At 73.3% G+C, this 12,101-nt stretch carries 11 protein-coding genes; 4 read left to right on the top strand and 7 right to left on the bottom strand.

Annotated elements, in window-relative coordinates; genetic code table 11:
• Positions 1 to 224: 224 nt before the first annotated feature.
• Entirely contained in the window at positions 225 to 1,076 is an 852-nt protein-coding gene (locus G3I42_RS12305) for an SDR family oxidoreductase (protein ID WP_164285310.1), read from the bottom strand.
• 311 nt (positions 1,077 to 1,387) lie between these two features.
• Positions 1,388 to 1,636: a hypothetical protein gene (locus tag G3I42_RS12300; protein ID WP_164285308.1), complete on the bottom strand. Its 249-nt coding sequence runs from the start codon at positions 1,634 to 1,636 to the stop codon at positions 1,388 to 1,390.
• A 690-nt stretch (positions 1,637 to 2,326) separates the two neighbouring features.
• Here G3I42_RS12300 and G3I42_RS37525 point away from each other — a divergent pair.
• From G3I42_RS37525 to G3I42_RS12280, 4 genes are all read left to right on the top strand, one after another.
• Entirely contained in the window at positions 2,327 to 2,734 is a 408-nt protein-coding gene (locus G3I42_RS37525; protein ID WP_343244528.1) for a GNAT family protein, read from the top strand.
• A gap of 144 nt (positions 2,735 to 2,878) precedes the next feature.
• Positions 2,879 to 3,334, top strand: coding sequence for a GNAT family N-acetyltransferase (locus G3I42_RS12290; RefSeq protein WP_164285306.1), 456 nt, complete (start codon positions 2,879 to 2,881; stop codon positions 3,332 to 3,334).
• Between the two features lie 389 nt (positions 3,335 to 3,723).
• Positions 3,724 to 3,975 carry a hypothetical protein gene (locus tag G3I42_RS12285; protein WP_164285304.1) on the top strand — a complete coding sequence of 84 codons (252 nt, stop codon included), beginning with the start codon at positions 3,724 to 3,726 and terminating at the stop codon, positions 3,973 to 3,975.
• A gap of 394 nt (positions 3,976 to 4,369) precedes the next feature.
• On the top strand, positions 4,370 to 5,116 hold the full coding sequence (locus G3I42_RS12280; RefSeq protein WP_164285302.1) for a dienelactone hydrolase family protein: 747 nt from the start codon (positions 4,370 to 4,372) through the stop codon (positions 5,114 to 5,116).
• A 74-nt stretch (positions 5,117 to 5,190) separates the two neighbouring features.
• Here the strand turns inward: G3I42_RS12280 and G3I42_RS12275 are convergent, their stop codons facing one another.
• The 5 genes from G3I42_RS12275 to G3I42_RS12255 form a co-directional block, all read right to left on the bottom strand.
• The gene (locus tag G3I42_RS12275) at positions 5,191 to 6,633 is read right to left on the bottom strand and encodes a glutamine synthetase family protein (protein ID WP_164285300.1); all 1,443 of its coding nucleotides are present in this window, start codon (positions 6,631 to 6,633) and stop codon (positions 5,191 to 5,193) included.
• Positions 6,634 to 6,814: 181 nt separating this feature from the next.
• Positions 6,815 to 7,456: an acetate uptake transporter family protein gene (locus tag G3I42_RS12270; RefSeq protein WP_164285298.1), complete on the bottom strand. Its 642-nt coding sequence runs from the start codon at positions 7,454 to 7,456 to the stop codon at positions 6,815 to 6,817.
• A gap of 553 nt (positions 7,457 to 8,009) precedes the next feature.
• Positions 8,010 to 9,551 (bottom strand): PTS transporter subunit EIIC, encoded by a 1,542-nt coding sequence (locus G3I42_RS12265; RefSeq protein ID WP_164285312.1) that lies wholly within the window; start codon positions 9,549 to 9,551, stop codon positions 8,010 to 8,012.
• A 336-nt stretch (positions 9,552 to 9,887) separates the two neighbouring features.
• Positions 9,888 to 10,916, bottom strand: a complete 1,029-nt coding sequence (gene murQ, locus G3I42_RS12260) for an N-acetylmuramic acid 6-phosphate etherase (protein WP_164285296.1) — start codon at positions 10,914 to 10,916, stop codon at positions 9,888 to 9,890.
• A gap of 267 nt (positions 10,917 to 11,183) precedes the next feature.
• Positions 11,184 to 12,101, bottom strand: a 918-nt coding sequence (locus G3I42_RS12255; protein ID WP_164285294.1) for a MurR/RpiR family transcriptional regulator, incomplete at its 5' end; no start/stop codon positions are given.

The raw sequence follows: 12,101 nt of genomic DNA, 5'->3' as shown, positions 1-12,101 counted from the left end.
GGGGGCGGGCGGTGAGGGTTCCGGTGGCGTGCCGGTCCTGGCGTCGATGATGCCGGGTGGGCGGGAGCGGGTGCGCTTGGGGCGGGGTGAAGTGGGGCCGGGGGCCGGGCCGAGCGAGGTGGCGACGACGGGGCCGGGCGGGGCGCGGTGGTGTGCGGTGGCGGGGCCGGGCGGGGCGCGTTGGTGTGCGGTGGCGGGGCGCGCGCCCGGGTCTCGGCCGGGGGTCAGAGAAGCATGCCGCCGCTCGCCTCGATGCGCTGCCCGGTGATCCAGCGGGTGCCGTCGGCGAGGAGCGAGGCGACGGCCGCGCCGATGTCGACCGGGTCGCCGACGTGGCCCATCGCGATGACGCTCGCGAGCCCCTCCCGCACCTGCGCGCTGTCCCGCAGGTAGCCGCCGCCGAAGTCGGTCCCGGTGGCACCGGGGGCGATGGCGTTGACCGCGATGCCGCGCGGGCCCAGCTCCTTGGCGAGGTAGCGCGTGAAGACCTCCACGGCGCCCTTCATCGAGGCGTACGGCGCGGCGTCCGACTGCGTGAAACGGGTCAGCCCGGTCGACACGTTGAGCACCCGGCCGCCGTCGGCGAGCAGCGGGAGAAGCGTCTGGGTGAGCAGGTACGGGCCCTTGAAATGCACCTCGTACATGCTGTCGAGCTGCGCCTCGGTGGTCTCGGCGACGGGCGCCATCGCGGCGGAGCCGGCGTTGTTGAAGAGGTGGTCGAAGGTGTCCCGCCCCCAGTGCTCGCCCAGCGCCGCCCGCACGTCCGCGGCGAAGCCGGGGAACGAACCGAACTCGGTCGTGTCGAGCCGGAAGGCCACGGCGGTACGCCCCAGTTCGCGCACCGCCGCGAGCACCGCCTCGATCTCCTCGGCGTGCGAGCGGTAGGTGAGGAGGAGGTCCTGCCCGGCCGCGGCGAGATGCAGAGCGGCCTCCTTGCCGAGCCCCCGGTTGGCGCCGGTGACGAGGGTGATCTTGGGGGTGGCGGCGGGAGGGGTGGTGGGGCTCGGGGTGGCGGGGCTCGCGGTGGAGCTCGGGGTGGGGGTGCCGGCGTCGTGGGTGGCGTGGTCCTTGCTCATGGGGTGCTCCGTGGACGTTCGCGGGGGCTTTCGCTTACGTCGTCGAGAGTGCCCGGTGGGGCGAGGGGGATGAAGGCCGCACTCATCGGGGGATGGGGAGTCCCCCCTTGTGGGGGTGGAGCGGGAGCGGGGAGGGGTGCGGGTGGCGTGGTGGGGGCGTCGTGATGGGGGCGCGTTGAGATCAGGGGCGGTGCGAGGTGCGGGGCAGGGCACGGCGTGCGGGGGGTGGGGTGCTGCGTGAGGGGTGGGGCGTGGGGTGCGTGCGGGGCGGGGTGGGCGCGTGGGGCAGGCGTGGTGTCCGTGGGTGCGCGTCAGTGGCGGCGCTGGGCGCGGAGGTAGAGGCCGCCCAGGACGAGTGTGGGCACGGCGAAGCCGAGGGCGAGATTGGCCTGCCGGTGATGATCCGCGTTGCACGCGCTCGCGGTGGGCCCACCGGACTCCCCGGTCCCCAGCACACTCCCGCAACCGCTCCCACCCACGGGCCACATGAGCAGCGCGAGAACGACGAGGGCCCCGAGCGCCGCGAGGCCGCCGTAAAGACGGGGGGCGGTGATACGCATACAGAAGACGCTACGGCACCGGAGGGCCCACTGGAAGGGGAGCGGAGGGGCGGGGTCCGGATGGGGGTGGAGGACGGGTGGGGGCGGAGTCTGGGTTGGGGGTGGGCGGCGGCTGTGGCGGGGTGGTGGGGTGGTGCCTGTGAGTGTGGGGGACGGGTGCGGCGGGGGCGCTGGGTGGTGACTGTGGCGGGGGGCACGGGGTGGTGGTTGTGGCGCGGGGTATCGGGTGCGGCGGGGTGGTGGGTGCGACGGGGCGGCGGGGTGGGCAGTGTCGGCCTGTGCTTGCGTCTTCGCCTTGCGCTTGGGCTGCCGTGTGCCGTGTGCCCTGGGCGGCCTCGCGCCCACGCCTGTGTCTGCGCTTGCTGTGCCGGGGCACACCCCCACCCACCCGGGGGGCGACCCCAATACCAGTCTTTCGCAAGTCACCACCCCCCAGACGCCACCCACCGAAATCTGTGGATAAAGTCCCCGAACCCAAAAAAGCGCTCACTCTTCCGTGTGAGAGGAATTCGCTGTCCACAGGCCGGATTTGCCTCCCGCCTCCACTCGTGATCAAGTGCCCGTAATCCAGGTGCCGCCGCCCCGGCACCGTCGCTACCGTCATGGCATGCCTCGACTGGAGCGGTTGACCGCCGCGCACGCGCCGGCGGTGCTGGAGTTCGAGCGCGCCGAGCGGGAGTGGTTCGCGCGGTGGGTGCCGGACCGGGGGATCCGTACTTCACCGCCCAGGGCTTCGCCGAGCGGCACGCCGCGCTCCTCGCCGAACAGGACGCGGGCGTCTGCCGCTTCCACGTGCTGCTCGACGACGACGCGCACACCGTTCTCGGCCGCTTCAACCTCATGGACATCGTCCCCGGCGAGGACGTGGAGCTGGGCTACCGGCTCGCCCGCCGGGCCACAGGGCGGGGGCTGGCAACCGCAGCCGTACGGGAGTTGTGCAGCCTCGCCGGCACATCACTCGGCCTGTCCCGGGTGTGGGCGGACACGGACGCCCGCAACATCGCGTCCCGCGCCGTCCTCGCGCGCGCGGGATTCGCCCCCGGCGGACCTGCCGTCCGGGAGGGCGAACCGGTGCTGCGGCACGTCCGCGTGCTGTGACGACTCGGTACGGGGTCGGACAGCCGCGCCGCGTGCGGCCTCGCGCGGTGTGCCGCGACCGGACCAAGCCGGACCAGGCCGTACCGGTGAGGAGCGCCGCATCCCGTCCTGCGCCGCAGGGTCAGACGGCTAGGCTCGTTGGACATGGACATAACCGTCGACGACCTGGCCGGCCCCGCCATCGCCGCCTTCCTGGAGGCCCACGTCTCCCAGCTCCGCGCCCTCTCCCCGCCGGAGAGCACCCACGCGCTCGACCTCGACGGGCTACGCGTACCAGACGTGACCTTCTGGACCGCGCGCGAGAGCGGCGAGATCGTCGGCTGCTGTGCCGTCAAGCAGATCGCCCCCGGACACGGCGAACTCAAGTCCATGCGCACCGACCCCACCCGCACTCGCTCCGGCATCGCCTCCGCACTGCTGCGGCACGCCCTCGACGAGTCGCGTCGCGCCGGGATGAATCGCGTCAGCTTGGAGACCGGTGCGGACGACTTCTTCCTCCCGGCCCGCACGCTCTACGCCAAATTCGGCTTTCGCCCCTGCCCACCCTTCGGCACCTACCGTGAGGACCCCCTCAGCGTCTTCCTCACCCGCACACTCTGAGCCCTGGACCTCGTCGCGCGCCGCCCGAGCCCTCCCGTCCCGCGCCTGGCTCGTCCCGCGTCGCTCGGCGCGCGCGGCACTCGTCCCGCCACCTGCGGCGCGGCAGGTTAACCGCTACCTCCGCGACGCGCCGGGGAATCTCACGAAGCCGCGCCGAAATGGTGAATCGCCCGGTGGCGCCGTGGCGGCGCGCCCGGGTCGAGTGATGAACTCCTGCACAGCCTCGCCTCCGCGGGGAGCCTCCCGCTCCTGGGAGCCCCGCCGTCCGGCCGTCCCACCACTCCGGGCGCCCGGACGGCGGGCAGGCGGGCGGCTGCCCGGAGCGCGGCGGCGGAGCGCCCCGTGCGGGGTGGAGCAGTACGAGTGACGACGAACGGGAGCGTGGACGAATGACCGAGCAGGACACGCGGGAACTGACCGGTATGTACGAGGCCCAGGACCACTTGGAGCGCCTCCGCGCCGCCCTCATCGCCGCCGGCATCAAGCTGCCGTCGCTCCGTCTCGACCTCCCCTCCTGCTCCGGAGAGGCGCAGACTCCTCTCCTCGACCTCGGCCGCGTCAACCTCGACACCGCACGCGCCCTCACCGCCCTCGCCGAACGCGCGGCCCGCCCCGCACCCGCCGACGGGAACAGCTCCTGACGGGCGGTCTTTTACGCGGAAGCCCTACGGGGTGCCGTCCACCGGGGCGAACGCCTGCCGAACCGAAGCAGCCAACCACCGCACGGAGCTGCCAACCGCGCTCCGAAGCGGCCGACCGCCGCCCGGAGCCGCCCACCGCGCCCCGAAGCAGCCAACGGCACCCCGGAGCCACGCGGCGCGGCCACCGGCCCCCGCCGATCGCCCGTACCAATGGCGTCCCGGCGGTGCGCCCCCGTGCTCGTGCCCCCTCCCTCCCCTCGGACTCCACCGACACCACCGGCCCTCTTCCGCTTCGCCTCCTCGGACGTCGTAGCGTCAGTGACCACGGCACGCAGCCGCCATCACGTCAGCAGCCCCGGCGCGGGCACGATCCGCGGCGGGGGGAGGAGTGTCCATGTCCGCGTCCGAACCGTCCCCCTCCGGTACCCCGGCCCCGCGCTCGGCCGGTGAGCCCCAGCAGAACGTCAGCTTCCCGAGCGCGGGCGGCACCGCACACGGCTACCTCGCCCTGCCACCGGCCGGGCGCGGCCCCGGCGTGCTCGTCATCCAGGAGTGGTGGGGACTCACCGAGCACATCGCCGACGTGACGCGCCGCCTCGCCGCCGAGGGCTTCGTCGCCCTCGCCCCGGACCTGTACGGCGGTGCCGTCGCCCACGACGCCGCCGAAGCCGGCCGGATGATGGGTGCCCTGCCCGTGGACCGCGGCGTGGAACTGCTCTCCGGGGCAGTGGACTACCTGCTCGGCCTTCCCGAAGTCACCTCCTCGTCCGTGGGCGCGGTCGGATTCTGCATGGGCGGCGGTTTCGTCCTGCAACTCGCCGCGACCGATCCCCGGATCAGCGCCGCCGTTCCCTTCTACGGCGTGATCCAGGGCGAACTCCCGGACTTCACCGGGACACGCGCCGAGGTTCTCGGGCACTACGGCGAACAGGACGGCTCCGTCCCGCCCGACTCCCTCGATGCGCTGCGCGCCGCGCTGGAGAAGCAGGCCGGGATCACCCCCGACCTCCGGCTCTACCCGACCGGCCACGCCTTCTTCAACGACCGCCGCGAGACGTACCACCCCGAAGCCGCCGCCCAGGCATGGGAATCAACCCTGGGCTTCCTGCACAGCCGCCTTGAGGAGGCTCCCGAGCGGTGAGCCAACGGCAGGCCCCGCGCAGTCGGGCACCGGCAGGCGCGGGGCCGTCGGCGGCCGGCCCCGGCGCGGCGACGTCAGTAGGCGCGACGCGTGGCGTTGGCGAGGGCCTGGGGACTGTACCCGGCGAAGAGGTTCGTCTCGGCCTCCCGTACCTCCATGATCGCCTCGAAGAGTGGGTCGCCGAGCGCCGCGCGCAGCACCTCCGACTGCCGGAACCGGGCCACCGCTTCGGGCAGTGTGCTGGGCAGCCGGGCCGGCCTCTCGTCCTCCGCCAGGTCCACCGGGTCCCCCGCCGTGGCCGGCGGAAGCCGCTCGCCGCGCTCCAGACCGCCAAGACCCGCGGCGAGCACCGCACCCGCGACGAGGTACGGGCTCGCCGCCGCGTCGAGGCACTTGACCTCGGCGTTCGCCGTCTCGGCCCGGCCCGGCGCACCTGGGATCAGGCGCAGTGCCGCTTCCCTGTTCTCCGGCCCCCAGCACTGGTAGGCGCCCGTCCAGCGCGAGGGGGCCAGGCGCAGATAGCTCGCCGGGCTGGGGGCGCCGATCGCGAGCAGGGCCGGTAGCTCTCCCAGGACGCCGGCGAGGAACGACTCGGCCTCCGGGCGCAGCCCGCTCGGACCGTCGCCCCCACCGCACAGGTTGACCCCGTCGCGCCACAGACTCAGGTGCAGGTGCCTGCCGTTGCCCACGTGCCCGGCGAGGACGCTCGGCCCGAAGTTGGTCTCCCAGCCGTACCGGACGGTGACGGCGCGGATGGTCTCCTGGACGAGGACCACGAGGTCGGCCGCGCGGACGGGCCCGGCGGGGGCGACGGACAGCTCGAACTGCCCCGGCGAGTACTCCGGGTGGATCTGGAGCACCTCGACACCCTGCCGTTCCAGTGCGACGAGGATGTCCCGCAGGTAGTCGCCGTGCGGTGCCAGGCGCGTCATGCCGTACGCGCCCCCGGGCGCGGGTGGGTGCGGCTCCGCCTCCGCGTCGGTGGCGCCCCCGGAACCGGTGCCCTCGGCGGGGACGGTGACGATCCATTCGGTCTCGAAACCCATGAGCGGCGAGAGCCCTGCCGCCTCCGCGCGGGCGGTGACCCGGCGCAGAAAGGTGCGGTGGCAGGCCGCCGAAGGAGCGCCGGACTGCTCGTACCTGTCGCCGGGCGCCCAGGCCCAGCCCGGTTGCCCGGCGAGGACCGTGAGCGCGCTCAGATCCGGGACGACGCGCAAGTCGCCCTCTGGGCCGCCGATGTACGTACTGCTCGTGAAGGAGTCGTCGACGAGCGCCACGTCGAAGACCGGCGAGAGCCCGACCCCGTCCTGTCCCGCCCGGGCCAGGCGAGCCGCGGGCACCGCTTTGACCCGGGTGATCCCGGCCGTGTCCACCGTGGTGATCGCGACCCCGGCCACCTCTGGTGGCAGCGTCGGCACCTGCCCGGTCCCCTGTGCCGCGGGGAAGGCATGAGTGGGGGCACCGGGTGCGGGCTGGGCCGCGGGTGCGATCCGGGGGTGGGGGGACTGGGTGTGCATGACGAGGCTTCTCCTCCTGTCACGGGGCGGTGCCGTCGTACCGGAACCACCGCCGTGACAGGAAGGTACCCCTCAACTACTCTGTGTGAAAACTTTCCCGAGAAAGTGTGACCATCTCACTGTGCAAACCCGATGATCGGGCAGGTGAAGTCGGGGTGCCGTTCTTGGTGTCCTCGGCTCCTCAGAACCGGACCGGCCAGGTCGGGATCACCTCGCGCCGCCACGTGCTGTTCGCGACGTGTGCGAAGGACCCGTACCAGGCCACAACCGCCGTCACGAGCCCGAGCCAGCCGCCGACGTGGTCGACGCCGCTGGAGCCGGCGAAAGCGCCTGCCGAGAGGAACGCGAACGTCAGCGTGAGGAAGACGAAGACGCCGATGACGACGCCGTTGGTGCGCAGCGCCGCGACCGTCATGTACGCGGTGAAGATCGCCCAGGCGAGGAGGAAGAGGCCCGTCGCCTTGTCCGCGTAGGCGGGGTCGAGGCCGGGGGCGATCTTGCCCACGTACAGCGCGAACGCGAGCCAGAAGCCGCCGTAGGAGACGAACGCCGTCGCCGAGAAGGTGTTGTTCCTGCGGAACTCCCACAGCCCCGCGAGCAACTGCGCGAGGCCTCCGTAGAAGAGCGCCAGCGGCAGGACGACCTTCTCGACGGACTCGTTGAGCAGGCCCGCGTTGAAGACGCTGAGTACGAAGGTCGTCAGGGCGAAGGCGCCGAGGCCGAGACCTCCGGGATCGGCCACCTGCGCGGGTGCGGCGGAGGGTCCGGGGGCGGCCGCGGGACGGTCGGTGGGCGCCGCGGGCCTGGGCTTGCTGGGGGACACGAGCTGCTCTCCTCTCCTTCGGGGACCGCACGGGGAGGGACGGGCGGCGGGCCGCGCGAGACGGCCCCCGGGGCACGTCCCGCAGGTGCGGAGAGTCGGAGCGCGAGCCGGGGAGCGAGGGCACGGGCGACCGCGTACGGGCAGCGCGCGAGCACCCCCTACGCGGATTCGTCCGCCCCGCAGCAGCGGCCCGTTGCTTCGGCGAAGCCATCCTCGGCCCGTGGCATGGCAGCGTCAAGATCCTCGGCCGATAATTCATGTACTCGGCAACTAGCCTTGTCGTGCCGGGCACTCGGAGACACGGTCGGGGCTTGTGAGGTGACCGTGGGGGATTCGACGTATGTCTGTGCGGCGGCTGTGATCTTCCCGATGGGAAACGCTGCGAGGATACGAACCTGAGCCAGAGGCACTCCGGACCCTCTCGGCTCAAGGCCCTGTGGCCACAGCGGTGCGGGCGCGTCCTCACGGTGCAGGCGTGCCCCACAGCGTGCAGGCGGCCACAACGGTTCAGGCTTCGTCGGTCGGGTGCGTCGACGCGTCAGAACCCGGTGGTTCAGGGCTCCGAGGGCTGCGCAGGGCTCGGCTCTGCGACTCCCGCGGCGGCAGGCGCGGCTGCCGGCGCGGAGGCGGACGCGGGGAGGGCATCCGCGTTCAGCTCGCTCAGAGTCGCGGAGTCGAAGCCGAAGAGATACGTGGCGGCGAAGCCCACGCCGTATCCGGCCAGCAGGCCGAGACCGTAGACCGCGGCGGTGGCGCCGAGGCCGCGGTTCCCCGCGAGCAGCGGGAACAGGGCCCACCCGGAAGGCCCGATGGCGGTCGCCCCCACCTTCGTACCGAGCATGGAGAAGAGCCCCACGAGCCCACCCCCCGCCGCACCCCCCACGCACGCCGTGATGAACGGCCGGCCCAACGGCAGCGAGACACCGTAGATCAGTGGCTCGCCGACACCCAGCACCCCGGCGGGCAACGCCGATCTGACGGTCTTACGAATGGAGGTGTTCTGCTTCAGCCGCAGCGCGACCGCGATCGCGCAGCCCACCTGCCCCGCCCCGGCCATCGCCAGCACCGGAAGGAGAACGGTGTAGCCCTGGGACTCGATGAGCGTCGTGTGAATCGGGATGAGCGCCTGGTGCAGGCCCAGCATCACGAGAGGAAGGAAGAGCCCTCCGAGTACGAAGCCCGCGAACGCGCCCGTGTGCGTGAGGAGCCAGTCCGCCGCCGTACCGATCCCCTCGGCGACCTCGCCCGCCACGTACATCAGCCCGTAAAGCGTCACCAGACCCGAGACCAGCACCGTGAGGGTGGGAGTGACGAGCACGTCGACGGCCTCGGGCACCCGGCGCCGGCACCAGCGCTCGACGTACGCGGCGAGAGCGGCGGCGCCGAGTGCGCCCAGCACCCCGCCCTGACCGGGCACGAGCGGGGTGCCGAACACCTCCACCTTGGCCACCCCGGGGAAGACGATGATCGCCGCGACCGCACCGCCGAGCACGGGCGTGCCACCGAACTCCTTGGCCGTGTTGTAGCCGACGAACACCGCGATGAGCGCCATGAAACCGGAGGAGATCGCCGTGAGCGCGGCGGTGAGCCCTCCTGCCCAGCCGAGGTTGACGAGCAGTCCGCCCAGGCCGGCGATGATGCCGCAGCCGATCAGCGCCGGGATGAGGGGCACGAAGATGTCCGCGATGCGACGGAGGAAGAGCTTGACGGGGGTGCGGTTGCGCGAACGATGCTCGGCGCGGATCTCGGCACCGCGCGTGGCGAGGGCGTCGGCGGTGGAGGAGGCGGCGTCGGAGAGGGAGGCTCCGTCGGCGGGTAGGGGAGTGGCGTTCGCGCTTTCGTCGACCAGGCGGGCGAACTCCGGGGTCACGCGGGCGACCTTCCCCGGACCGAGCACGATCTGGTACGAGTCGCCGTCCTCGACCACGCCCAGGACGGCGGGCAGCGCGCGCAGTGCGGCGTCGTCGACCCGCGAGCGGTCCGCGAGCCCGAGCCGCAGCCGGGTCATGCAGTGGGTGACCGAGGTGACGTTGGCGGCCCCACCCACCAGCGGCAGGATCGCCGTCGCCGTCGCACGGTGCTCGTTCCCGGCCATCGCCCAGCCGCCTTCCGCTGCCGCCACCGACGCCCCTGGCGCGGGGCGCGCCGGGGCCGTGGTCCGAGGGTGCGGGAGCGGGTGGGGGAGGGGGCGGAGGCTCGCGGGGGCGGGGGAGTGAAAGGGGCGGGAGGGGTGGGGAGGTGGGGGGCCAGGTGCTCGGTGCCCGAAGCCGAATACTGCGGAGCCGCTGACCTCCGGCTCCCCGCATCGGCCCCAGGTACCGGGCCCGAGCCTCTCAACTCCTGACCCACGATCCTCGCGGGCCCCCGACCCTCGGGCCCTTTCCCCTACCCGCCCCTACCGCACCGGCCTCACGTCCCCCGCCTCTCCTCCTCAGCCCTTTGCCGCTTCTCCCAGTGCCTCTCGCAGGTGGCCTCCGTGGGCTTGGAGGAGGCGGGCGGATTCGGGGGCGTCGACGTGTCCGAGGAGGACGAGGATCGCGTTCTTCACCTCGCCGCCGGTCGCCGCGAGCGCGGCTTCGATCTCGGTGTCGTCCGCGCCCGTGGCGAGGGCGACGATGTGCCGGGAGCGGGCGCGGAGCTTCTCGTTGGAGGCGCGGACGTCGACCATCAGGTTTCCGTAGGTCTTGCCGAGCCGGATCATGGTGATCGTCGAGAGCATGTTGAGGACGAGTTTCTGCGCCGTGCCGGCCTTGAGGCGGGTCGAGCCGGTGATCAGCTCGGGGCCGACGACGACCTCGATGCCGTGCTCGGCCTCGGCGGCTAGGGGGCTGGCGGCGTTGCAGGAGAGGCCGATGGTCAGCGCGCCGCGAACCGCGCGGGCGTGGCGTACGGCGCCGACGGCGTAGGGGGTGCGGCCCGAGGCGGAGATGCCGACGACGACGTCGTCGGGGGTGAGGCCGAGGGCGTCGAGGTCGGCGGCGGCCTGCTCGGTGTCGTCCTCGGCGCCCTCGACCGCGGTGATGATCGCGGAGGGGCCGCCGGCGATGAGGCCGATGACCTCGTCCGGCGCGGTGTTGAACGTCGGTGGGCACTCGCTCGCGTCGAGGATGCCGAGTCTCCCCGCGGTTCCGGCACCCACGTAGACGAGGCGGCCCCCTCGCGCCATGCGGGCGGCGGCGGCGTCGATCGCCGCGGCGATACGCGGGAGTTCGCGGGCGACGGCGGTGGGGACGGTCGCGTCCTCGCCGTTCATCGTCCGCGCGATCTCCTCGGTCGTCAGCCGGTCGATCTCGGCCAGTTCCGGGCGGAACTGCTCGGTGGTGAGGTGGGCGAGTTCCGCCCGCAGCTCTTCGTACGGGGCGGCTTCCGGGGTGGGCGCGTGGCCTCCGGAAGGGATCGGGTTCCGGCCGTGCGGGGCGTCGGGGTGCGCGGCCCGGTCGGTGGGCCCGGTGGTCGTCATGTGCGGCTCTCCGCTGTGCTGAGGGACAGGTGGTGCGGGTGCTGGCGGCGGTGCTGTCCGGCCGGATGGCCGGAGGCTGGGAGGTCTGCGGGTGCGCCCGTACGGGTTCGTCTGGGTGCGTACGGGTCCGTACGGAGTACGGAGATCGCGGGCGCAGAGGGCGGGCGGGCTGTCGCGCGTGGGCCGGGGCGCCGGCGTGACAGCGTTGTCGGCGGGTTGCTGGGCGGTGGGTACGGGGCGGGCGGCGGATGGGGGCCGGGGCCCGGCTCAGGGGTGGTCGCCGAGGCCCTGCCGGGGCCGGTGGCGGTGTGCCAGGGCCTCGTAGGAAGCGGCGAGGGCGGGGGCGGCGTGCTCGTAGGTGCGCTGGGCGACGCCGACGAAGAGACAGTCCACCACGAGGTGCTGGCTGGCCCGGGACGACATGGCCGCCGGGCGCAGTTCGCTCTCGCGGGCCGCGACCGTGGTCAGGACGTGGTCGGCGTACTGCGCGGCGGAGCCGTCCGGTCGGCCGGTGATGGCGATGGTCGTGGCGCCGCGTTCGAAGGCGGCGCGCAGCGGCTCGACGACGTCGCTGGTGGAACCGGAGTGCGTGATCGCGACGGCGACGTCCTTGCCGCGGAGCTGCACCGCGTTGGTGATGGCGAGGTGCGGGTCCGCGTGGGCCTGGGCGAAGAGGCCGATGCGCAGCAGCTTCTGTCCGAGGTCCTGCGCGACGAGGTGCGAGGCGCCGACGCCGTAGATGTCGATGCGGCGGGCCTGTGCGAGGGCGGTGACGGCGGCGCCGAGGGCGGCCGTGTCGAGGTTCGCCGCCGTGTCGGCGAGGGTCTGCCGCTCGTCGTGGGCGAGCTTCGTGACGACGTCGGCTATCGGGTCGTCGAGCGCGATGTCGGCGGTGACGGAGGGCGCGGCCCCCGATTCCTGGTGCGCCGCGAGTCCGGCGAGGGCGAGCCGCAGATCGCGGTAGCCCGGGTAACCGAGGAGGCGCGCGGTGCGGACGACGGTGGCCTCGCTCGTACCGGTCCGTGTGGCGAGTCCGGTCACGGTGAGTGCCGAGCATCCTGCCGGGTCGGCGGCGACGGCCTCGGCGACGCGCTGCATGGAACGCGTCATGGAGGGGGCCAGGGTGCGCACCTTCGCGGCGAGCGCGGCGGGGGCGGGCGGCGCGGGTGAGGAGGCGCCGGGGTG

It is taken from the genome of Streptomyces sp. SID11385, from assembly GCF_010548245.1.
GTDB lineage: Bacteria > Actinomycetota > Actinomycetes > Streptomycetales > Streptomycetaceae > Streptomyces.
Note: the sequence above shows the minus strand (reverse complement) of the source record. Positions and strands in the feature narration are given on the sequence as shown.

What these genes read in the sequence shown, in the direction of transcription:
- murQ (WP_164285296.1), bottom strand. Translation starts at nt 10,916, where the DNA reads ATGACGACCACCGGGCCCACCGACCGGGCCGCGCACCCCGACGCCCCG.
- G3I42_RS12265 (WP_164285312.1), bottom strand. Translation starts at nt 9,551, where the DNA reads ATGGCCGGGAACGAGCACCGTGCGACGGCGACGGCGATCCTGCCGCTG.
- G3I42_RS12285 (WP_164285304.1), top strand. Translation starts at nt 3,724, where the DNA reads ATGACCGAGCAGGACACGCGGGAACTGACCGGTATGTACGAGGCCCAG.
- G3I42_RS12290 (WP_164285306.1), top strand. Translation starts at nt 2,879, where the DNA reads ATGGACATAACCGTCGACGACCTGGCCGGCCCCGCCATCGCCGCCTTC.
- G3I42_RS12280 (WP_164285302.1), top strand. Translation starts at nt 4,370, where the DNA reads ATGTCCGCGTCCGAACCGTCCCCCTCCGGTACCCCGGCCCCGCGCTCG.
- G3I42_RS12275 (WP_164285300.1), bottom strand. Translation starts at nt 6,633, where the DNA reads ATGCACACCCAGTCCCCCCACCCCCGGATCGCACCCGCGGCCCAGCCC.
- G3I42_RS12305 (WP_164285310.1), bottom strand. Translation starts at nt 1,076, where the DNA reads ATGAGCAAGGACCACGCCACCCACGACGCCGGCACCCCCACCCCGAGC.
- G3I42_RS12300 (WP_164285308.1), bottom strand. Translation starts at nt 1,636, where the DNA reads ATGCGTATCACCGCCCCCCGTCTTTACGGCGGCCTCGCGGCGCTCGGG.